This window comes from Terriglobia bacterium, from assembly GCA_020072785.1.
Classification (GTDB): domain Bacteria; phylum Acidobacteriota; class Terriglobia; order Acidiferrales; family UBA7541; genus Acidiferrum.
Genome location: JAIQGG010000001.1, coordinates 342,874 through 365,080, shown reverse-complemented (window position 1 = coordinate 365,080; position 22,207 = coordinate 342,874). Strand labels below are relative to the sequence as shown.

The 22,207-nt window shown below is 64.3% G+C and carries 19 protein-coding genes; 3 read left to right on the top strand and 16 right to left on the bottom strand.

Annotated elements, in window-relative coordinates; translation table 11 throughout:
* Positions 1-15: 15 nt before the first annotated feature.
* From LAN61_01580 to LAN61_01570, 3 genes are all read left to right on the top strand, one after another.
* Entirely contained in the window at positions 16-1,335 is a 1,320-nt protein-coding gene (locus LAN61_01580; protein ID MBZ5539187.1) for an ABC transporter permease, read from the top strand.
* A gap of 61 nt (positions 1,336-1,396) precedes the next feature.
* Positions 1,397-1,753, top strand: a complete 357-nt coding sequence (locus LAN61_01575; protein ID MBZ5539186.1) for a hypothetical protein — start codon at positions 1,397-1,399, stop codon at positions 1,751-1,753.
* A complete protein-coding gene (locus LAN61_01570; GenBank protein ID MBZ5539185.1) occupies positions 1,750-2,154 on the top strand; it encodes a PPOX class F420-dependent oxidoreductase in 405 nt (134 codons plus the stop codon). The genes LAN61_01575 and LAN61_01570 overlap by 4 nt, the downstream gene beginning before the upstream one ends.
* 314 nt (positions 2,155-2,468) lie before the next feature.
* Here LAN61_01570 and LAN61_01565 read toward each other — a convergent pair whose 3' ends face one another.
* The 16 genes from LAN61_01565 to LAN61_01490 all read right to left on the bottom strand — a co-directional run bounded on the left by LAN61_01565 (position 2,469) and on the right by LAN61_01490 (position 22,179).
* Positions 2,469-3,350: a hypothetical protein gene (locus LAN61_01565; GenBank protein ID MBZ5539184.1), complete on the bottom strand. Its 882-nt coding sequence runs from the start codon at positions 3,348-3,350 to the stop codon at positions 2,469-2,471.
* 202 nt (positions 3,351-3,552) lie between these two features.
* Positions 3,553-4,599 (bottom strand): S-methyl-5-thioribose-1-phosphate isomerase, encoded by a 1,047-nt coding sequence (gene mtnA / locus LAN61_01560; GenBank protein ID MBZ5539183.1) that lies wholly within the window; start codon positions 4,597-4,599, stop codon positions 3,553-3,555.
* Positions 4,600-4,817: 218 nt separating this feature from the next.
* A complete protein-coding gene (locus tag LAN61_01555) occupies positions 4,818-5,678 on the bottom strand; it encodes a CPBP family intramembrane metalloprotease (protein ID MBZ5539182.1) in 861 nt (286 codons plus the stop codon).
* Positions 5,679-5,726: 48 nt separating this feature from the next.
* Positions 5,727-6,716 carry a hypothetical protein gene (locus LAN61_01550; GenBank protein ID MBZ5539181.1) on the bottom strand — a complete coding sequence of 330 codons (990 nt, stop codon included), beginning with the start codon at positions 6,714-6,716 and terminating at the stop codon, positions 5,727-5,729.
* Between the two features lie 184 nt (positions 6,717-6,900).
* Positions 6,901-9,798: an excinuclease ABC subunit UvrA gene (gene uvrA / locus LAN61_01545; GenBank protein MBZ5539180.1), complete on the bottom strand. Its 2,898-nt coding sequence runs from the start codon at positions 9,796-9,798 to the stop codon at positions 6,901-6,903.
* Between the two features lie 512 nt (positions 9,799-10,310).
* Positions 10,311-10,622, bottom strand: a complete 312-nt coding sequence (locus LAN61_01540) for a cytochrome C oxidase subunit IV family protein (GenBank protein ID MBZ5539179.1) — start codon at positions 10,620-10,622, stop codon at positions 10,311-10,313.
* Positions 10,619-11,194: a cytochrome c oxidase subunit 3 family protein gene (locus tag LAN61_01535; GenBank protein MBZ5539178.1), complete on the bottom strand. Its 576-nt coding sequence runs from the start codon at positions 11,192-11,194 to the stop codon at positions 10,619-10,621. Before LAN61_01535 ends, LAN61_01540 begins: the two co-directional genes overlap by 4 nt.
* Positions 11,195-11,380: 186 nt before the next feature.
* Positions 11,381-13,036, bottom strand: a complete 1,656-nt coding sequence (locus tag LAN61_01530; protein MBZ5539177.1) for a cbb3-type cytochrome c oxidase subunit I — start codon at positions 13,034-13,036, stop codon at positions 11,381-11,383.
* Between the two features lie 4 nt (positions 13,037-13,040).
* A complete protein-coding gene (coxB, locus tag LAN61_01525; protein MBZ5539176.1) occupies positions 13,041-13,955 on the bottom strand; it encodes a cytochrome c oxidase subunit II in 915 nt (304 codons plus the stop codon).
* 70 nt (positions 13,956-14,025) lie between these two features.
* The gene (locus LAN61_01520) at positions 14,026-14,895 is read right to left on the bottom strand and encodes an SCO family protein (GenBank protein MBZ5539175.1); all 870 of its coding nucleotides are present in this window, start codon (positions 14,893-14,895) and stop codon (positions 14,026-14,028) included.
* Between the two features lie 4 nt (positions 14,896-14,899).
* Positions 14,900-15,361, bottom strand: coding sequence for a hypothetical protein (locus tag LAN61_01515; protein ID MBZ5539174.1), 462 nt, complete (start codon positions 15,359-15,361; stop codon positions 14,900-14,902).
* Entirely contained in the window at positions 15,351-16,526 is a 1,176-nt protein-coding gene (locus tag LAN61_01510) for a hypothetical protein (GenBank protein MBZ5539173.1), read from the bottom strand. The genes LAN61_01515 and LAN61_01510 overlap by 11 nt, the downstream gene beginning before the upstream one ends.
* A complete protein-coding gene (locus tag LAN61_01505; protein MBZ5539172.1) occupies positions 16,523-17,149 on the bottom strand; it encodes a cytochrome c in 627 nt (208 codons plus the stop codon). The genes LAN61_01510 and LAN61_01505 overlap by 4 nt, the downstream gene beginning before the upstream one ends.
* Entirely contained in the window at positions 17,142-17,654 is a 513-nt protein-coding gene (locus LAN61_01500) for a DUF3341 domain-containing protein (GenBank protein ID MBZ5539171.1), read from the bottom strand. Before LAN61_01500 ends, LAN61_01505 begins: the two co-directional genes overlap by 8 nt.
* 29 nt (positions 17,655-17,683) lie before the next feature.
* Positions 17,684-19,063 carry a polysulfide reductase NrfD gene (gene nrfD, locus LAN61_01495; GenBank protein MBZ5539170.1) on the bottom strand — a complete coding sequence of 460 codons (1,380 nt, stop codon included), beginning with the start codon at positions 19,061-19,063 and terminating at the stop codon, positions 17,684-17,686.
* Positions 19,060-22,179, bottom strand: a complete 3,120-nt coding sequence (locus LAN61_01490) for a TAT-variant-translocated molybdopterin oxidoreductase (protein MBZ5539169.1) — start codon at positions 22,177-22,179, stop codon at positions 19,060-19,062. The genes nrfD and LAN61_01490 overlap by 4 nt, the downstream gene beginning before the upstream one ends.
* Between the last annotated feature and the right edge of the window lie 28 nt (positions 22,180-22,207).

The following is a 22,207-nucleotide window of genomic DNA, read 5'->3' as shown; positions in this document are numbered from 1 at the left end:
AGAGCGATGGCAACGATGAGCCGGACACTGGGCGGAACGGCCGCGGGGCGGGTGCGCGGGCTGGCGGGCGCGGCGCGGCGGGTGGAGCTGCGCGAGACGTTCCTGCTGGCCATGGATTCGCTGCGGCGCAATCCGCTGCGCTCGGCGCTGACCGTGCTGGGCATCGTGATCGGGATCAGCACGGTCATCACCGTGAGCACGGTCATCAACGGCCTGAACGAAAACGTGCTGGGGGGCATCCGCGAGCTGGGCTCGGACACCATCATCTGCTACCGCTTTCCGTGGGCGACGCTGTCGCGGCCGCCGAGCGAATGGTTCACGCGGAAGGAGCTGCAACCGGAATGGGCGGAGGAGATCGCGCTGCTGCCGCACGTGTCGGCGGCGTCGCCGTCGCTGCGGATTTTCCTGCCGCAGTTCGGAAGCGGAAGCGCGAGCGTGCGGCGGGGCGGGTACCGGGCGAAGAACGTGATTCTGCAGGGGAATGCGCCGGGGCTGGCCAAGATTTTCGAGATCAAGCTGGAGCGCGGGCGGTGGCTGACGGATACGGACATGGAGCACCGTTCGCCGGTTGTGGAGCTGGGCTACGATACGACGCGCATCCTTTTTCCCGACCCGCAGGAGGACCCCATCGGGAAGGAGGTCACGCTGGACGGGCAACTGTTCACGGTGATCGGGACGGCGCAGAAGCGCAAGCAGGGGATCTCCGGGGGCACGAACCCGGAAGACAACATCGCCATGATGCCGGACACGACGCTGCGCAAGCTCTATCCGAACCAGAAGGACTACGTGATCTTCGCGAAGGCCCGCGATCCCGAAAAGGTGGGCGAGGCGGTGGAAGAGATCCGCGAGCTGCTGCGGCGGAAGCGGCGGCTGGCGAGCGACAAGCCGGACGATTTCGCGCTGTTCACGTCGGACTATTTTCTGGAGCTGTGGAACAAGATCAGCGGGCTGATCTTCATCCTGACGTTCGCGGTGGCGTTTGTGGCGCTGCTGGTCGGAGGGATCGGGGTGATGAACATCATGCTGGTGAGCGTGACGGAGCGGACGCGGGAGATCGGGGTGCGCAAGGCGGTCGGGGCGAAGCGCAGCAACATTCTGCTGCAGTTTCTGCTGGAGTCGGTGGTGCTGTGCGCGGTGGGCGGGGTGATCGGAGTGCTGGCGGGATCGGGGCTGGGGCTTTCCCTGCGCGTTGTGCTGTCGTTTCCGGCGACGCTCTCGGTATTCTGGATCCTGACGGCGCTGACACTGTGCGCGGTGATCGGAATCGGCTTCGGGATGTACCCGGCGTGGAAGGCGGCACGGCTGGATCCGGTGGAGGCGCTGCGGCATGAATGAAGGCGGCTTGCGGGGGAGCGGCGTCTTGCCTAGACTCGCGGTGCAAGGATGGGGGTGCGCAATGAAAACCTTTCTCTACGTGGCGGTGCTGGCGGCGGCGCTGGGGGTGCTGGACGGGGCGACGGCCTGGTTCACACCGGAGGTGCGCCCGCAGCTGGGCCAGATCATCGCAGGCTCCGTGTTCAAGGATGTGCTGGGCGGAGTGGTGATTTGGGTGTTTGCGCGGAAGGCGGGTTCGCTGCGTTCCGCGGTGCTGTTCGGCGCGTGCATAGGTTTTCTGCTGGCGCTGGTGATCGCCCTGCTGCAGAACGCCCATTATGTGCAGATCCTGGTACCCGGCAGCTTGACCGGGCTGCTGCTGGGCTATGCGGCGTGGCGCTGGAACCTGCCACCGGCATCCGCATCGGAAGCTTCATGAACACGACGTCTGAATTCGCGGAGTTTGCCGGAAAGAAATATCTGAATCTGGAGACGTATCGGAAGGACGGCAGGGCGGTGCGGACGCCGGTGTGGTTTGCGGCGGCCGAGGATGCGGCGCAAGGCGCAGGGCCGCAGAAGCTGTATGTCTACACGATCGGGGAGTCCGGCAAGGTGAAGCGCATCCGGAACAATGAGCGCGTGCGGATAGCGCCGTGCGACATGCGCGGAGGATTGCTGGGAGAGTGGGTCACGGCGCGGGCGGAGATTCTCACCGGCGAGGAAGCGGCGCGGGGGATGCGGCTGCTAAACCGGAAGTATGTTCCGTGGAAGCAGCTGCTGGATTTTTTCGCGATGTTCCGGCGGCGGCAGCGGATCGTGATGGCTATCCGGCCGGAGTGAGCTCCTTCAAATGGCTTGAGCAAGCGTCGCGCTCCGCCACGATTTCCCGACTGCCGCCGGCAAGAACCGCCGGCTCTGCGCGGGGAAAGAGATCAAAGAAAAAGACAACGCGGAGACGCAGAGGGCGCAGAGAAAAAGAGCGGAGACTGCAACCCAGACCGGCAGGCGGAGACCGCGTTACAGGGAGCGGGCGAGGAGGATGGCGCCAGCGGCAATGGCGGCGATGCCGGCGGCGCGGGCGCAAGAGTGAAGGGAGCGGCTCCGAAAATCGGAGCCGCTCCCGAACTGCCGCTGACAAAGCGCGGGGCTGAAAGCTATGGCTTGGCTTTCTTATCCTCCGCAGCGGACTTTGCAGCAGGAGCAGCCGCCTTCGGCTTCCAGAAATCCGGGTCGGCTTTGATCCATTCGTCGGCGACATAGCTCATGCGCGGATTGAATGCGAACAATTGATGCTGGGACGATTCGACGGAGGCACCGAAGAGTTCGTCGAGCTTCTTCATGCCGTCTTCGCCCATGGCCGCTGCGAATTGTTTGTCGTCCTGGTGGGCGCGGTCGACTTCCGCCAGGGTTTTGCGCGCGGTGAGAACGAGATACGTGCCGCCATCCCCGCCGTATACTTGCTCGAAGGTGCCCCAATGTGCTTCGGGCAGGGCCTTCTCATAGGCAGCTTTAACCATCTTGACCAGCTCGCGCCATTCCCTGCCGTGGCCCGGGCGAACATGGAACGCCGAGATTTCCAAGTAGCGCATAGGCGCGAGGTCGGCCTTCGGCCGGAGGCTCATTTCGTCGCTGAAAACGAAAACGCCCTGGTCCATCGAATCGAGCAGCTCGCCATCGGCCATGCTGGCGCGATCCAGTGCCGCAGAAAGGGCGGTGTTCTTCGCGATTGCCGCGGTGTCTTTTTCCCAGGCTTCGAAGGAAGCATACATGGTCAGGAATAAGGCGCGCTGCTTGCCCGAGAGCGACGTCATGCCCAAGTAGCGCGTCGGCCACTTGGCACGGGCCATGGCTTGGACAAAGGCGCTCTCGGCCTTATCGTGGACCATGCCCGCCTTCCCTGGTTTGGTAAATTCACGCGTGATCTGCAACACGTTCGGCAGGGACATGCTGCCCTGCGACATCTCCTGCGCCGCGGTCATGCAAACACACGTAACCGCGAGAGCCAATCCCAATAGAAAACGACTGAGTTTGTTCATGGGCGCAAACCTCCTGGATTTGGAAGGGACGTAGAATGCCGGAGGGATGAAGAACGCTGGGACCTTCGCGGAGACTACCCAAGGGCAGGCATGATGTCAAGCGTCACCAGCGAATGCATAGTCTGACTAACGGAAACTAAACCCAGACCGCGAATGGCTACCCGTGCTTCGCTCTGCGCCGCACTCTCTGAAAGGTCAGCGGCTAGGAGGCGGCGAGGGCGCGGAGGGAATCGCTGTACGGGGCGCGGGCGACGCCGCGCTCGGTGAAGATGGCGGCGATGTAGCGTGCGGGAGTGACGTCGAAGGCGGGGTGCGCGGCGTGGACGTCGGGGGCGATGCGCACGCCCTGGATGTGCGTGACTTCGGCGGCCGAGCGCTCTTCGATGGGGATGTGGCTGCCGTCGGGGATGGAGAGATCGAGGGTGGAGACGGGCGCGGCGATATAGAAGGGCACGTTGTTTTCCCTGGCCAGGACGGCGATCTGGTAGGTGCCGATCTTATTGGCGGTGTCGCCGTTGGCGGCGATGCGGTCCGCGCCGGTAACGATCGCGCCGACTTTGCCGGACTTCAGGAAGTGGCCGACCATGTTGTCGGTGATGAGCGTGAGCGGGATGCCGCCGCGATGCAGCTCCCAGGCGGTGAGGCGCGCTCCCTGCAGATACGGGCGGGTCTCCGGCACCAGCACGTGCAGCTTCTTCCCCTGCTGAAAGGCGACGCGGATGACGCCGAGAGCCGTGCCGATGCCGGCGGTGGCCAGAGCGCCGGCGTTGCACTGGGTCATGACCTGGCCTGAGGCAGGCATGAATTCCGCGCCGAAGCGGCCGATGGCTTCATCGGTAGCTTTCTTCTCGAGATGCACCTGCTTGGCTTCCTCGACGAGGGCCTGGCGGATTTTGGCGAGGTCCGAGGTCCCAGCGGCAAGCTCGGCGAAGCGGCGCTTCATGCGCTCGAGGGCCCAGAAGAGGTCCACGGCGGTGGGGCGGGTCTGGGCGAGGGTGTCACAGATTCCGGAGAACTCCGCGCGCAGAGCTTCGAGCGAGGCCGCGCGGGAGTGGAGGACGCCGAGGGCCACGCCCATGGCCGCGGCCACGCCGATGGCCGGTGCGCCGCGAATGACCATCTCGCGAATGGCTTTGGCGACTTCGCGGTAGTCGGTGTAGGTGTAGCTGATCTCCTCCGCGGGAAGGCGGCGCTGATCGAGCATGACCACACCGCGGTCGGTCCAGGCAATGGGCTGTGCAACGTACATGCGTGCAGTTTCCTCGCGATCTGTGCAGCCTACGGACAATTCCAAGAGAAATTTCTTTCCGGCCGGGCCGGAATCTGCGATCCGAGCGGGTCAGAATCTTTCCGACAAGGCCGGAATCCGAATGCGCGCGCTGCGCCCGGAAGGCCGGAGCTGAAAAGACCGGGCCCCCGCGGGCCCACACCAACATTGTAGCGGAGGCGGCGCAGATGAGGAAACCGTCAGGTGGCCGGGGGAAAGTGCTGCAAACCGCGGGTGGCGATCAGCATGGTGACGCTGATCATGGAGTTGTAGCCGAGGTGCAGCAGGTAACTGCCGAGGACGGTACGGGTCCGCGCGCGTCCGTAGGTGAAGACCATTCCCACCAGGCTCATGATGACCACCAGCTCGCGCGTCCAGCCCAGTTGCGCGCCGTGCAGGATGCCGAAGAGGACGCCGGTGATGCCGATGCCCGCGGGCACGCCAAAGCTGCGCGCAAACAGGGGGTAGAGATAGCCGCGAAAGACGGTCTCTTCGATCAGCGGGGCGACGAGGACGGCCATCAGCATCAGCAGCGCGGTGCTGGTGCGGTCCTTGAAAAGCTCCTGGATGGGCAATTTTTCCTTGGGGTGGATGCCCAGGCTGGCCACCGCCACACAGATCGCCAGGCCGCAGCCGGAGAAAAAGTAGAGCCAGCCGCGGCCGCGCGAGGGGCCTGGCGGCAGCCGGCGCCAGCCCACGGAGCGCCAGAAAGGCACGTCCGGAAGGACAGCGAGCGTGACGTAGAGGAAGAGCAGCTCGAGAGCGAAGAAGACCACCTGCAAGGCCACGAGATAGGGAGCCAGAAACGGGGGCACGCTCTGAATCTCCTTGATGGTCATGTGGCGGTAAGAGGTGAGATAGGTCATGAGCGCAACTTGCGTGATCACAAAGTTGCCGACGCTGAAGAGCAGAAAAACGGCGAAATGCGACCAGGACCAGGAGATGCGCAGATCTTCGGGAAGCGAAGAGAACGGCGGGGCCGGAGGCGCGCCGCCGGGGGCGGCCGGAGCACCGCCGGAAGAAATGTCCGGATTCAGAGGATCGTTTTCGAAAGGGGTCATAGTTAAGTGTGACCGCAAGCGGTCTTCGCTAAGTGTGACCGCAAGCGGTCAACGTCCTGCCGGCCAGCCGGCTGCGAGCGCCGCGGCCACGAGCGGCAGAAGCAATTCGTGGTGGCCGGTGACGGCGTAGCCGCGGGATTCCAGGCCGCGGCGGCCACGTTCCGGCGCGGTCGGGCGCTTCACGACATTCTGCAACGGGCGGTAGTGCTGGATAAAGTCGAAATTGGCGGTGGTGATGGGGCGGAGGGGCACGCCCAGATTGCGCACGACGGAGACGGCCTTCAGGAAGACTTCGGGGAGGAGCACGGCGGAGCCCCAGTTGAGATAGACGCCGCCGGGGTGCATGCGCTTCACCAGCGCGCAGAAGAGGCGGAAATCGTGGTGCGTGGCGGCGCCGAGGGCGGCGCCGTCGGCGGCAGGATGCATGTGCGGGATGTCCGTGCCGATGGCGAGATGGATGGTGACAGGGATGCGGGCGCGGCAGGCGGCGGCGAGAACGCTCGAGCCGGCGTAGCGCGGGCGCAGGCGGCGACCAGTGAGGAGCTTGCCGGCGGCTTCGCCGTAGCCGATGCCGCTGCGCGCGGCGTCCCGGGCGATGTCGTTGATGTACTGGCCGGTTTCCGCGGCCATGCCGAATTTGCCTGCGCCGAGGGCGGCGTCCACGTCTTCGGAAGTGTTGCCGACGAGGGCGATTTCGAAATCGTGGATGAGGGCAGCGCCGTTCATGGCGATGCCGGAGACGAAGCCGCGGCCGATGAGGTCGATGAGAACGGGGCCGAGGCCGGCCTTGATGACGTGGCCGCCGAGGCCCCAGAGGATGGTCTTGCGCTTCTGGCGCGCGCGGTGCATGGCGGCAAGGAGGCCGCGGAGATCGCCGGCGGCAAGGAGGTTGGGGAGCGAATCGAGAAAATTCTTGAGCGAGGCGGAGCCGGAGACGGGGCGGGCGAAGTCACGGACGCTGACCTTGCTCTTGCGCGAGGCCAGCGGATAGGTGGCGATGGCGTCGAGGGCGAGCGGCGAAATGGAGTAGAGGCTCATGGAAGAGTTCACTGTAAGGGGAATAGCGGAAGCAGGCAAGGAGAAGATGAAAATCTGAAAGCCGCCGGCAGATCAAGAGAAAAGAGGGATTCCTCGACTCCGGGCCGATCAGAGGCATCCGCCCTCCGCTCGGAATGACAGCGTTGGGGGTTCGGTGCCGCCAAATACAATTTCGCAAAAGCGGTCATTTGCCGATGACCTGGTGGCCGTTGCCGTTGGAGGCGGGGGCGAGGCCGAGGAAGCGGGTGAGGGCCTGGCCGGTGTGGGATTTTTTGACGCGGGCAACCTGTTCGGGAGTGCCCTGGGCGACGATGCGGCCGCCGGCTTCGCCGCCTTCGGGGCCGAGGTCGAGGAGCCAGTCGGCCTGTTTGATGACGTCGAGGTGGTGCTCGATGATGAGGACGGTATTGCCGAGGTCCACGAGGCGCTGCAAGACGGCGAGGAGCTTGCGCACGTCGTCGAAGTGCAGGCCGGTGGTGGGCTCGTCGAGGATGTAGAGGGTGCGGCCGGTCTGGCGGCGGGCAAGCTCGCGGGCCAGCTTGATGCGCTGGGCTTCGCCGCCGGAGAGCGTGGTGGAGGACTGGCCGAGCTGGACGTAGCCGAGGCCGACTTCCACGAGGGTTTCGAGCTTCTGGCGGATCTGCGGGATGTTTTCAAGGAGCGGCAAGGCTTCGTTGATGGGCAGATTGAGGATGTCCGAGATGGAGTGGTTCTTGAAGCGGACGGCGAGGGTCTCGGAATTGTAGCGGCGGCCGCGGCAGACTTCGCACAGCACATAGACGTCGGGAAGGAAATTCATCTCGATGCGGCGCAGGCCGTCGCCCTGGCAGGCTTCGCAGCGGCCGCCCTTGACGTTGAAGCTGAAGCGGCCGGGGCGGTAACCGCGCTCGCGCGATTCCGGGAGCATGGAGAAAAGCTCGCGGATGGGCGCGAAGACGCCGGTGTAAGTGGCGGGATTGGAGCGCGGGGTGCGGCCGATGGGCGCCTGGTCGATCTCGATGACTTTGTCGAGGTGCTCGATGCCGAGGATCATGCGGTGCGCGCCGGGCGGGTCCTGGGAACGGTAGAGTTTCTGGGCCAGGGCGCGGTAGAGAATGTCGTTGACCAGCGTGGATTTTCCGGAGCCGGAGACGCCGGTAACCACGGTGAAGAGGCCCAGGGGAATGGTGACGTCGAGATGCTTGAGGTTGTTGGCGGCGGCGCCGAGGATCTGGAGGGACTTGCCGTTGGGGCTGCGGCGCTTCTGCGGGACAGGAATGCGCGCCGCGCCGGAAAGATAGCGCCCGGTGAGCGATTCCGGGACGGCGGCGATCTGCGCGGGCTGGCCCTGAGCCACGAGATAGCCGCCGGCGTTGCCTGCGCCGGGGCCAAGGTCGACGACGAAATCGGCGCGGCGGATGGTCTCCTCGTCGTGCTCGACGACGAGAACGGTGTTGCCGAGGTCGCGGAGCTGGGCGAGAGAATGGAGGAGGCGATCGTTGTCGCGGGCGTGCAGGCCGATGGAGGGCTCGTCGAGGACGTAAAGAACGCCGCGGAGGCGCGAGCCGATCTGCGTAGCCAGGCGGATGCGCTGGGCTTCGCCGCCGGAGAGGGTGGCAGCGGAGCGGTCGAGGCTGAGATAGCCGAGGCCGACGTCGAGAAGAAAGTCGATGCGCTCGGCGATTTCGCCGAGGGGGCGCGCGGCGATCTCGCGCTGGCGTGGAGTGAGCTGCGCGAGGATGGCATCCACGGCGGGGCGCGCGGCGGCGAGCGAGAAAGCGGTGAAATCGGCGATAGACCAGCCGGCGAGTTTCACGGCCAGGCTCTCCGGGCGCAGGCGGCGGCCCTGGCAGACGGCGCACACCTTGGAGGTCATGTAGTGCGTCATCCACTCGCGGTAAGCATCCGAGCCGGACTCTTCGAAATTGCGCTCGAGGAACGGAAGGATGCCCTGAAAGCGGAAACCCTTTTCGGTCTTGGCGTTCTTTGCGGAGCGCGGCGGCGGCTCGACGCCGGCTGCGGAGCCGGAGGAGCCCCTGGCGGGCGGGTAGCCGTAGAGCAGCAGGTTCTGGATGCGCGCGGAAAGTTTGTCGAAGGGTGTATCGAGATGGAAGCCGTGGGCGTAGGCGGCGAGCTCGAGGGTGCGCTTGAGGATGGCGGAACCTGCGCCGGGGCCGAGGCCGCCGTCGAAGAGCGGGCGCGTCCAATCGGTGATGACTTTGGCGGGATCGAAATCGAACTTCGCGCCGAGACCGTTGCAGGCAGGGCAGGCGCCGTAGGGTGAATTGAAGCTGAAGAAGCGCGGCTCGGGCTGGGGGACGGAGATGCCGCAATCGGGGCAGGCCAGCTTTTCGGAGAAGACGTGCTCCTTGCCGGCGACGATGGCCACGGTGACCAGGCCCTGGGCGAGCTTGAGGGCCGTGGCGATGGATTGCTCGAGGCGCGCGGCAATGCCCGGCTTGATGAGCAGGCGGTCCACGACGACTTCGATGGTATGGTTCTTGCGCTTGTCGAGGCTGGGCGGAACATCGAGGGGATAGAGCTCGCCGTCGATGCGCACGCGCACGTAGCCGTCTTGCGCCAGTTTTTCCAGCTCCTTGCGGTAAGCGCCTTTGCGCCCGCGCACGACGGGCGCGAGGATCATGATGCGGTCGTCGGGCTGGCAGAGGTCGCCGCTGAGGATGGCCTGGACGATCTGCTCGCTGGTCTGGCGGGCGATGGGGTGGCCGCAGGCGGGACAATGGGGGACGCCGATGGAATTGTAGACGACGCGCAAGTAATCGTAAATCTCGGTGACGGTGCCAACGGTGGAGCGCGGAGAGCGGGAGGTGGTTTTCTGCTCGATGGCGATGGCCGGAGAGAGACCCTCGATCACGTCCACGTCGGGGCGCTCCATTTGGTCGAGGAACTGGCGGGCGTAGGCAGAGAGGGATTCGACGTAGCGGCGCTGGCCTTCGGCGTAGATGGTGTCAAAGGCCAGCGAGGATTTCCCGGAACCGGAGAGGCCGGTAATGACCGTCAGGGAGTTGCGCGGGATTTCGAGGCTGATGTTCTTGAGGTTGTGCTGACGCGCGCCGCGCACAACCAGTTTGGTCAAGCCCATAGAACTCGTGTGCCCCTCCACAGGAGCTCCGGCGCACAGTGGATAGACTGCGGCCAGAATAACTCTTCACGGTAGCAAGCGCGGGGAGCGCGGTCAAGCCGCGGCCCAGCGCGTCTGACGCGGCAAGGGGCGGGAGGAAGTCCGAGAAAGGGCAAAGGCGGCGGAAAAGGCGGGAATAACTGCCAGAAAAAGGCAGCGGGTAAATTTTCGTGGGGGTGGCGCGTTTTTACGCGGCTTCTAATCTGTAACTAATTGACAGTAAAGGTATTACCAGTGGCTTTTGACGTGCAACCAGTGATTGTGGGGGAGGCGAGCCGAGATCCCTTTTAGGGGATTGAGGGCTGGGCCGGTTCGAAACTCCCCCATTTTTCATGACCTCTGGTGCGCCGGAAGAACGCTTCGCGCTGCACTGCCCCTGCTCCTCTTTCCCGCGAGTTCTCAGAATAAGCAAAACCAAAGACGGGCACGGCAGTGCTGCGCCCCCAGGGGTTTCCGTGGCGTGAAAAAACGGGTTAAATGTGCTGCCAGGCGCGAGTGAGGTAATCGCTGAGGGTCATGCCCAGGAGCAGGGCCAGCCAGAAGAAGCCGGCGACGATAACCAGCTGGGTGCGGCGCGGGCTATAGCGCGCGTGCATAAAGTAGAGGACGACGAGAGAGGCCTTGAAGGTGGCAATGGTGAGGGCGACAACAACGTTGAACGGGCCGAGGTCCACGGTGGCGGCGTAATAGGTGATGCCGGTGAAAATCAGCAGCGTAGCGCCGATGCCGGCATAGATTCCGCGGGATACAATGTGCTCAGACACGCCTCTTCTCCCTGCCTTCAGTGACGATCGATCAGATAGAGCAACGGGAACAGAAAGATCCAGACAATATCGACGAAATGCCAGTAGAGCCCGACTAATTCCACCGGGGTATTGTATTGCGGCGTAAAGCGGCCGCGCAGCGATCCCATGACCAGCCAGAGGAGCAGGCCCGCGCCGACAATCATGTGCAGGGCGTGCAGGCCGGTCATGCCGAAATAGAGGGAGAAGAAGAGCTGGGCATGGGCGCGGTTGCCGACGTCACCGGGAAACTGGAAGTTCCTGCCGGGGATGAGATGGTGGTGAAATTTTTCGGCGTATTCGAAGTACTTCACGCCCAGGAAGACGCCGCCAAGAATGAGCGTAAGCATCAGGAAAAGGGTGAGCTGCTTCTTCTTGCCGGTCTGCGAGGCCCATACGGCCATGGCCATGGTGAAGCTGCTGGCGATGAGCACGGCGGTGTTCATGCCGCCCATGCGCACGTTGAGCTCGCGGCTGGCTTCGCCGAAGACCACAGGATACAGGGAGCGGTTGATGGTGTAGGTCAGGAAGATGCCACCGAAGAACATGATTTCGGTGATGAGGAAGATCCACATGCCCAGCGAAGCAGCTTCGCGCTGCTGCTCGGGCGTCTTGAAGTGTCCGTACAGTTCTCCGGTGCGATGCACTCCGCACTCCCCTTCTGAATACAAGATGTGGCGCCGTTGCGGGCGGCACAGCGGCGGGCTAAAGCCCGCCGCTACAAACCAGAACCACGCCAGGCGGAAGCCCGGCGCTGCAAACTACTTGTGGCCGCTGGCCGAGGCCTTCGCCAGGCCGAGGTCCGGGCGGTTGTCGAAATCGTACGCCTCCCAGGTGACCACCGGCGTTTGCGCAAAATTTTCCGTGGGCGGCGGCGAATCCGTCAGCCATTCGAGGCCGGTGCTGGGCCAGGGGTTGCGCCCGGCGACAGCGCCATGGCGCAAGGACCAGAGGAAATAGAAAATCGGAACGATGTAGCCGATGGCCAAAATGGAAGCGCCGGCGGTGGAGAGCACGTTGAGCACCTGGAACTCCGGCGGATAGGTGTGGTAGCGGCGAGGCATGCCGACGTAGCCCATGACGAACTGCGGGAAGAAGGTCATGTTGAAGCCGACAAAGAGGACAATGGCGGAGACGCGCGCCACGAACTCGGGATACATGCGCCCGCTGATCTTGGGCCACCAGAGGTGCAGGCCGCCCATGTAACCAAAGACCGCGCCGCCGACCATGATGTAGTGGAAGTGGGCGACGACGAACATGGTGTCGTGAATGTGGATGTCCGTGCCCAGGGTGCCGAGGAACAGGCCGGTGAGGCCGCCGATGAGAAAGAGACCGATAAAGCCGAAGGCATAGAGCATCGGCGCATCGTAGGAGATCGAACCCTTGTACATCGTGGCGGTCCAGTTGAAGGTTTTGACCGCCGAGGGAACGGCCACCAGCATGGTCAGGAGGGAGAAAGCCAGGGCGGCGAAAGTGGATTGCCCGGCGACGAACATGTGATGGGACCAGACCAGGAACCCGATGACAGCGATGGCCAGGGTAGCCGCGGCCATGACCTTGTATCCGAACAGCGGCTTGCGCGCGAAGGTGGTGATGATCTCGCTGATCACGCCCATGGCCGGGAGAATCATGATGTATACGGCGGGGTGCGAGTAGAACCAGAAAAGATGCTGGAAGAGAACGGGATCGCCGCCGAGCGCGGGATTGAAGAAGCCCAGATGAAAGAGGCGCTCCATGCCGGCGAGGGCCAGGGTGGTGGCCACCACGGGCGTGCCCAGGATCATGATGATGCTGGTGGCGTAGTGGGCCCAGACGAACATGGGCAGGCGGAACCAGGTCAGGCCCGGGGCGCGCATGGTATGGACGGTTACCAGGAAGTTCAGCCCGGTAAGGATCGAGGAGAAGCCGTTGATGAAAATGCCGAGGACCGCGGGGGCCACGGCGGAATTGGAATAGACGCTGCTGAGCGGGGTGTAGAAGGTCCAGCCGGTATCCAGGCCGCCACTGAGGAAGGAGTAGAGCACCATCCCTCCGCCGATCATGTACAGGTACCAGCTGAGCAAATTGATCTTCGGAAAGGCCAGATCCTTCGCGCCGATCATCAGGGGAATCAGGAAATTGCCGAGGACCGCGGGAATCGCCGGAATCAGGAAGAAGAAGATCATGGCGACGCCGTGCATGGTGAAGAGCTTGTTGTAGGTCTCCGGGGTGACCAGATATCCCGCCGGGGTGAGCAGGTGAATGCGGATCAAGGCGGCAAAGATGCCGCCGATGAAGAAGAACACAGTGACGGAGACGAGATAGAGCAGGGCGATGCGCTTGTGGTCCGTGGTGAGCAGCCACGAGCGGATGCCGTACTCCGCGTTCGCATAATGCTTTTCCGGAAAAACCGCCGGATTTGTTGCTGTTGCGTTCATAAGACTATCTCTTCCCCGTGTCCGGCGCCGCCGCGGCAGGAACTGCCGGAGCCGATTGCACCTGCAGAGACTGGATGTAGGCGGTCAGACTGAGAATCTGATCCTCGCTGACCTGGCCCTGAAACGTGGGCATCAGCGGCTGGTAGCCGGCCACGATTTTCGCCTTGGGATTGAGAATGGATTCGCGGATGTAGACTTCGTCGGCGATCACCGTGGAGCCGTCGGCGAGGAGGACCTTGGAGCCGTAGACCCCGTTGAGAGACGGCCCGCGCCCCTTGCCGGTCAGCAGGTGGCAGGAGCTGCAGGCGAACTGCGCGAAAAGTTTTTCGCCGGCGGCGGGGGGATTGATGTCCGCGTGCTCGCCACTCAGCCAGGCGGCGTACTCGGCGGGCTCCATAACGGTAACCCAGCCGCCCATGACGGCGTGGTTGGTGCCGCAATACTGGGAGCAGAAGAAGTGGTAGCGGCCGGGCTTGGTGGCGCGGAACCACAGGGTGGTGTAGCGGCCCGGGACCACGTCCATCTTGACGCGGAAAGCGGGGACGAAGAAATCGTGGATCACGTCCTCGCTGGCCATGATGAGCTTGACGTTGCGGTTCACGGGAATGTGCAGTTCGTTGATTTCGCGGCGGCCGTCGGGCTGCTGGAGCTTCCACATCCACTGCTTGGCGATGACGTAGATATTCAGGGTGTCCGGCGGAGCCTGGCGATAGTTGACATAGATGGTCGCGCCCCAGGCGAACATGACCATGGCGAGGATCAAGGGAATGATGGTCCAGGCGATCTCCAGGGTCACGGAACCATGGATGGGTGTGCCGATCTGCTTCTCGCTCGTGCGCCGGAATTTCACGGCAAAGTAGAGAACGACCAGGGTGACCGTGACGGCGAAGAAGACCGAGGTCACCAGGATGTAGAACATCAAGGCGTCAATGCTGCCGGCGAAGTTGGACGCCTGTTCCGGAAACAATGGAAGTTGCGACGGCACGGTTCTAGTGTGCTCCTTGCAAATTCGGACCTGCCCCGCGCTTGGCGAGGCGCGCGGCGCGGTATTCGCGCCAGCGGAAGAAAACGACACCCAGGAGAATAGCGAAAATGGTGAGCAGGCCGCCGGCGCGGATGATTTTCAGAATACTGGCGCTGTAGCGCGTGGTCGACGGATCGTACTGGAAACAGAACAGCAGCACATGGTCGGTGGGCGTGCCGATCTTGCCGGAGGAGGCATCCACGAGGCCGAGGCGGACGTCGCGCGGCGGATAGTTGACGCCGAGGAAATAGCGGGAGATACGGCCCGCGGGAGTGAGCAGGAGGATGCCGCTGGTGTGCGCGAAGAGCTGGCTCTTTTCGTCGAAGCGGTAGCGGAAATTGGCGGCGTGGGTCAGCGTGTCGATCGAGGCCTGCGAGCCGGTCAGGAAATGCCATCCGGCGGCGGTTTCCGGGCGGCCGAAGCGGGACATCGCATCTTTCTTTTTCTCCGCAGCCATCTCCGGGGTTTCGCGCGCGTCAAAGCTGACGAAGACCACTTCGTATTCACGGCCGGGATTGAACGAGAGGGTCTTGAGGACGCCCACGAGGCTCTGCTCGACTTCGTTGCAGAGCATGGGACAGGCGTAATAGACAAACGCGACAACCACGGGCCTCTGGCCGTAATAGTCGCCGAAGCGCACCGTGCGTCCGGTTTCGTCGCGGAAAGGGATATCGGCGGGGATCGGGGCGTCGAGCTGCGGATCGAAGCCGACGCCGCGCAGCGCCGCGGGCAACCCGGGCAGGGTGACGCCGTCGGGCACGGCCTGTTGCGCCTGCGCGGCGAGAGCCAGCGCGAGGAGCGCGACGATTCCGGCAATGGTGCGGAGCAATTTCATCGGCTTACTTTTTCTTCTGTGCAGGCGGCGCAGCAGCAACGCCCGGCAAACCTTTCTCGGCGATGATCTTCATCGCGTCTTCCACGGGAATCTGCGCAATGCCGGCCTTTTCATCCACCCAGCGCGTTTCCGCGAGTTCCCGGTTGTCCGCGGCCCGCTCGTCGCGGAGGTCCTGCTGGGCATCCGTCTCGTGGCCGGGCACGCCCTGCAGGCGCGGCTCGGGAGGCATCGGCGCGGGCTGCCCCATGCGCACGGCAGGGGGCGGCGTATCGGATACGGCGCGCTGCTCGGTCATGGTGCGGTAGACGCCGAGACAGATGAGGTAGACCACGCCGATGGCAATTCCCATGTAGAGCAGGAACTTCATGACGATGGAAACCTTGACGTCGCGGGGCTCAAAGGCCACATCGTCGTGCGAGGGTTCCTGGCCGGCGCCGTGTCCCGTGTTATGCAGATCAGTGCTCATCGTGTTCGATGGCCTCCGCCAGTTTGGGATCGCCCAGGGGCAGAAGCGGCCGCTGCTTCAATTGTGCCGCAAATGCGGCCAGCCAGATACCACCAATGCCGAGGGGCGCGGCGAAATCGAGCCAGCTGAGATGAAAGCCCTGCGGGAAAAACTCCGGCCCGGCCAGCCAGAACAGGTCCACGGCGCGCATAAAGATGATGGCCGCGGCGATCATGGGCAGGAACCTGGCGCTGCGCTTGAGGTCGCGGGAGAGGAGCAGGGAGAAAGGCAGCGCAAAATGGAACAGGAGCAGGAGCACGGCCACGACGCCCCAGCCTCCGTGCAGGCGGGCGCTGTAGAAGACGATCTCTTCGGGCAAGTTGCCGGACCAGATGATCAGGAGCTGCGAGAAAGAGAAATAGGCCCAGAGCATGATAAAGGCGAAGAGCAGCTTGCCGAGATCGTGCAGGTGACGCGGCTGCAGGACGTGGGCCATGGGTTCGGAGCGCGAGAGCATGACGATCACGATGATCATCAAGGCCATGGCCGAGATGGCCTGGCCGGCCACAAAGAGAAAGCCGTAAATGGTGGAGACCCAGTGCGGGGAGAGGGACATCACCCAGTCCACCGCGGCAAAGGTCACGGTGAAGACGTAGAGAAGGATGCCCGGACCGCTGAGCAGCTGCAGCCTGCGGCGGAGAGCGCGGTCTTCGGTGTTCGTATCCTGCTCCAAAGACCAGCGATTCAGGAGCAGGCTCAGCAGTATCCAGATGCCGAAATAGAACACGGCGCGGCTGAGGAATCCCGGAATGGTGAGATAGCCCTTCTGGAAATCGGAGAGCGGCTCCTTCATGGGGCCGGTCCAGACGTAAAGCCGGTGCATGCCGAAGTAGATGGGCACGAAGAGGAGGGCCAACAGCGGGATGGTGCGCGTGGCGGCTTCGAGGGGGCGGCGGATGAGGATGCCCCAATTGCCGCCGGTCATGTGCTGCACCATGAGCAGGCCGAGACAGCCGAGAGCCACGCCTAGCGTGAGCAGATAGCCGACCAAATAAGAGCGGAAGAACTGCTCAGGATTCATGAACAGGCCCGCCGCGCAGCCGGCGAAGCCCAGCAGGCCGACGGTCAAGGCGCGCTGCCCAAGGCGGGAGACGCTTTGGGGCGCCATGTAGTTCTGCTCCGTCATTTCTCAGCGCCTCCTGCGTGCGCGGCCGCCGCCGGAGCGCTGCCAGCGCTGAGTTTCTGACGCAGGGCGGCGGGAAGATCGGCGGCCGGCGCGTTGCGGCTCAACTGCAGCGCGCGGACATAGGCGATGATGGCCCAGCGGTCGCGCGGAGGAATCTGCGCGGAATAGTCGTACATGGCACCGAAGCCGTGCGTGATCACGTCGTAGAAATACCCCACGGGAGCCTGGCGCAGCCGGTCCTGGTGATAGCTGGGCGGATGCTTCATGCCGCGGATGGCAACCATGCCGTTGCCGTCGCCTTGCAGACCGTGGCAGGGGCTGCAGAAAATTTTGTAGCGTTCCTGGCCGCGCTCGAGCAACTGCTGGGTGACGGGCAGCGGGAAGGCGTTGGAATCTTTGGGGATGTTGAGGTCGTCATCGGCCAGCGCCCCGCGATCCACGGTGTTTTCCACCGGGGGCCGCTCCGAGCGGCCGTCCTCGAAGAAAGTCGAAGGAGCCAGAGGCCGGTACTTCGGCTGGTGGGCCATGTCCTGCTGGCAACCGCCGAGCACGAGCAAACACGCAGCGGCGCACAGAGTGCCCGCCAGGCGCGGAAGCGAAGAAAAACGCGCCGCGCTACTCATCCAACACCTCGCTGACGGCATAGGCCTTGAGACTCTCCAGGAACTGCGCCGTGCGCACCCGGTCGAACTGGGGGTCGCCGGCCTCGATGCACAGGAAGAAGCGGTCGTGCGAGGCCAGAGCAAAACGCGGGACGTTGAACACGGCGTGATACGGCTCGGGCAGCTTGTTCAGGGCCAGCATGCCGAAGACGGCAAAGAGCGAAGCGCCGAGAATCGTCAATTCGAAGGTCACGGGAATGAAGGCGGGCCAGCTGTTGAGGGGGCGGCCGCCGACATTAACGGGGTAGTTGATGACGGAAACCCAGTACTGCAGGCCGAAGCCGGCGCAGCCACCCAACAACCCGCCCAGCAGAGTGAGCAGGGGCACGAGGGGGCGGCCTAGGCCCAGAGCGTCGGCCAGGCCTTCCACGGGAAAGGGCGCATAGGCGTCGAGGCAGGTGTAGCCCGCTTCCCGGGATTTTGCGGCGGCGGCCAGGAGCTGTTCCGTCGTGGCAAACTCCGCCATCACGCCATGGAGGTTGGAGCGCTGCTCGCTCATGGCTTTTCCTCCGAGGAGTGCGCGACCAGTTCGCGCATCTCGGCGATGGAGATGACCGGCAGCGCGCGCACGAACAGGAAGAGCAGCATCACGAACAGGCCGATCGTGCCGACGTAGGTGGCCCAATCCCAGAACGTGGGGGAGTAGCGGCCCCAGGCGGAGGGCATGAAATCGCGGTGCAGGCTGATGACCACAATGACGAAGCGCTCCAGCCACATGCCCACGTTGACCACCAGCGAAAGCAGGAAGAGCACGACGACGTTGGTGCGGATGCGGTGGAACCACAGCAGCTGCGGGATGACGATGTTGCACAAAATCAGCGACCAGTAAAACGGGGCGTACGGCCCGTGCATGCGGTTCCACGCCAGGAAGGTGTCGTACTTGTTGCCCCCGTAAAAGCCCATGAAGAATTCCATCACGTAGCCGTAGGCCACGATCAGGCCGGTGGCGAGCATGACCTTGGCCATGTTCTCGAGATGGCGCATGGTGATGAAATCTTCCAAGCCGTAGAACTTGCGCAGGGGGATGGCGATGGTCAGCACCATCGCAAAACCGGAGTAGATGGCGCCGGCGACGAAGTACGGAGGAAAGATGGTGGTGTGCCATCCGGGAACGATGGCCACCGCGAAATCGAAGCTCACCACCGTGTGCACGGAGACCACCAGCGGGGTCGCCAGTCCCGCGAGGAGCAGATAGGCGCTCTGGTATCGGTGCCAATGGCGGGCCGAGCCGCGCCAGCCCATGGCCAGCATGCCGTAAATCATCTGGCCGGCGCGCGATTTGGCGCGGTCGCGCAGGGTGGCCAGGTCCGGCAGCAGGCCGACGAACCAGAAGAGCAGAGAGACCGTGCCGTAGGTGGAGACGGCGAAAACGTCCCAGATGAGCGGGCTGCGGAACTGCGGCCAGATGCCCATGGTGCTGGGATAGGGGAACATCCAGAAGGCGTACCAGGGGCGGCCGGTGTGGATCAGCGGGAAGATCCCCGCGCAAGCCACGGCAAACAGGGTCATGGCCTCCGCGAAACGATTGATGGAGGTGCGCCACTTCTGATTGAGGAGCAGGAGAATGGCGGAGATCAGCGTGCCGGCGTGGCCGATACCGATCCACCAGACGAAATTGACGATGGCGAAGCCCCAGCCGATGGGGATGTTGATGCCCCAGATCCCAACGCCCTTGGCGATGAGGTAGGCCAGGGCCATGCCGAGAATCATGACCAGGCCGAAGGACAGAGAGAAACCGAGAAACCAGCCGAGGCCCGCGGGCCGGGTCAGAACGATGGCGCTGATCTTGTCGGTGACCGAGGCGTAGGTATGCCCGGGCTCGAGCACCGGCGCGAGCCGGCGCGGCGAAGAAGGATTCTTGGGCGTGCTGCTCATCGCTTGTCCATTTTCCGAGAGCCACTGCCGGCCTTCTCGAGCTCGGGGTTCGGATTGCGCACCGCCGCGAGATACGTGGTGCGCGGCCGGGCATTCAGTTCGGCCAAAATGGCGTAGTTGCGCTGTTGCGCCTTGAGCTGCGCGACGCGGCTCGTGGGATCGTTGGCGTTGCCGAAGATGATGGCTTCGGCGGGGCAGGCGGCCTCGCAGGCGGTGACGATTTCGCCGTCGCGGATCGGGCGGTTCTGCTTTTCGGCATCGATGCGCACGTTGTTGATGCGCTGCACGCAGTAGGTGCACTTTTCCATGACGCCGCGGCTGCGCACGGTCACTTCCGGATTGCGCAGCAACTTGAGCGAGGGCGTATCCCAATCCTGGTAGCGCAGGAAATTGAAGCGGCGCACCTTGTAGGGGCAGTTGTTGGAGCAGTAGCGCGTGCCAATGCAGCGGTTGTAGACCATGTCGTTCAGGCCTTCCGCGCTGTGCACTGTGGCGCCCACCGGGCAGACCTGCTCGCAGGGCGCGTTTTCGCACTGCTGGCAGGGAACCGGCTGGAAGAAAGTCTCCGGGGCCTCCAGCGAGCCCTCGTAGTAGCGATCGATGCGGATCCAGTGCATCTCGCGGCCGCGCATGACCTGTTCCTTGCCCACCACGGGGATGTTGTTCTCCGAGACGCAAGCGACGACGCAGGCGTTGCAGCCATTGCAGGAGGCCAGGTCGATGGCCATGCCCCAGGCGTAGCCGGGGTAGGCGAATTCCTTGTAGAGCGAGAGGCTCTTGGGCGGCTCTTCGGCCCCTTCGTGGGCGAAGGCGGGGTTGCGCTTGAACTCCTCGAGCGAAGCCGAGCGCACCAGTTCGCGGCCTTCCATGTTGTGGTGATACTGGGTGCAGGCCAGCGGGTAGTCGTGGCCGGTCTTGCGCAGGCTGCCGCCCGTGGCCATCCACAGCGCGGAAGAGGCGCGGACGACATAGGCATTGAATCCCTTGTTGTTGCCGGTGCTGCCGGCCTTCTTGCGGCCGTAGCCCAGCGGCAGGGTGACGACGCCGTCGGCCTGTCCGGGCAAGGTCCACGCCGCGGCGGTGACTTTGCTGCCGGAGAGCATAATGTCCAGGACGTCGGAGCGGATCTGGCCGTGCTCGCCGCCGGTGAAGGAGGCATGATGGCTGACGCCGAACTTTTCGGCGGTGGCCGGGCTGAGCAGGGCGGCGTTGTCCCAGGTGAGTTTGGTCACCGGGCGGGGCAACTCCTGCAGCCAGCCGTTGTTGGCGAAGCGGCCGTCGTAGACGCCGGCATCGGGCCGGAAGAGGAATTCGAGGGCATCGGCGGGCGCCGGCGTGGCAGCAGGCAGGCTGGCCGCGCTCCACTTGGAAGTGAGCGCGAGGGCGGGCAGCGCCGACCCGGCGATGACGCCGTCATGCAGCCACTTGCGCCAGTCTTTTTCGGTGTTGCCGGGGAGCCAGGTGGCGCGCACGCGCTCGTAGCTGGAAAGGCCGGGCTTGTCGCTGAAGGCGCCGACGACGTCGTGCGCGGTCTTGCCCTGATAGAGCGGGGCGATCAGCGGCTGGACGATGCTGGCGGTGCCGTCAAAAGCGCGGACATCGCTCCAGGATTCGAGGTAATGGGCCTCGGGAATATGCCAGTGGCAATAATCGGAAGTCTCGTCGAAGTAGGCGCTCAGGTGCACAGCCAGGCGGGCTTTCCTGAGCTTGGCCGTGAAATCGAAATCGTGCGGGGCGTCATACACGGGATTGCCGCCGAGGATGAGCAGCGTATCGACGCGCCCGGCGTCCAGATCGGCGCAGAGAGAACGCAGCGATTCGAGCTGGTTGGCGGGCTGGGCTTCGACCGGATCGGTGTAATAAAGCGTCGCGCCCGTATTGCCAAGCGCCTGATTGATGGCGTGGGCCAGGGCATGGACTTCGGCGGGCTGATAGTCGCCGGCGACGACTAGGCTCGCGCCGCGATGCTTTTGCAGATCGGCGGCCACGACGTCGAGCAGGCGCTCGCTGCCCGCAGGCAGCGTAACCGCGCCGCCCAAGCCCAGCTTGGCCGCCAGCGCGCGGGCAAACAGCGCGATGTCAGAGGCGCGCATGGGAATGCGGTGATCAGCGGAAGCGCCAGTGACCGAAGGCGTAGGCTCGAGCACGTAGAGGCGGTTCATCTCCGCCTGCGGGCCGGCCACCTTGCGGCGGCGGGAAAATTCCTTGGAGTAGCGGATGTGGCCCGCGCCACTGCCCAGGAAATCGGAGTCCAGAGCGAGGATGACGTCGGCCTTTTCGGGACGAAGGACGGTATTTACGTAGCGGCCGAAAGCGAGCTTGCCGCCCTCACGCGCGCCGTCGGAGCCGGCAGGCTCCCACTGGTGCCAACTGGCCTGGGGAAACTGCGCGAGCAAGGCGCGCAACTGCGCGCCGAGCGTCGGGGAGATGACGCTGCCGGTGAGAATGCGCAGCCCCGCGCCGCCGGTGGTCTTGAGCCCCGCCGCGGTGACAGCCACCTCTTCGAGGAAGCCACCCCAGGCGCGAATTTCCCCGAGATAGGTGAGCACCTGCGAGCGGTCGGGATCGTAGAGCCCGAGGACGGAAGCCTGGGCGAATGCGTCGGTGGCGCCGAGGCTGGCCGGATGATCGGGATTGCCTTCGATCTTGGTCGGACGGCCTTCGTGGCTTTCCACCAGCAGGCCGATGGCCTCCGCGCCGAGGGGCATGGCGGTGGCGTAAAACCGGGGCTTGCCGAGGATCAAGCCGGCGGGCTGCTTGACGTAGGGAACGATGGTTTCTTCCGGGGCGCGGCCGCAGCCGGAAAGGCCGGCAAGGGCCAGTGAGGCGGCCATGAGCTTGAGGAAATCGCGGCGGTCCACGGAGTCATCCCACTCGGAGGCCTGGCGCGGGAATTCGCGGTGCAGCAGCTCCGTGAAGTGCGGGTTGTCGGACAGCTCTTCGAGGCTGCGCCAGTATTCCTTGCCGGTGGTCTTCCCGAGGCGCTCGCGGATGGCCGCGAGATCCAGGGAGTACTCCCGCGGGGTGAGTTCTTCCGCGTGCTGGCCGTGGGCGTCGTGCTCGTGCTGCGGCGCCTGCCCGGCTGTGTGCTCGTTTTTGTGATCGTCCGCGTGCATACCGTGTCTTTTGCGTTCTCTCCGGGCG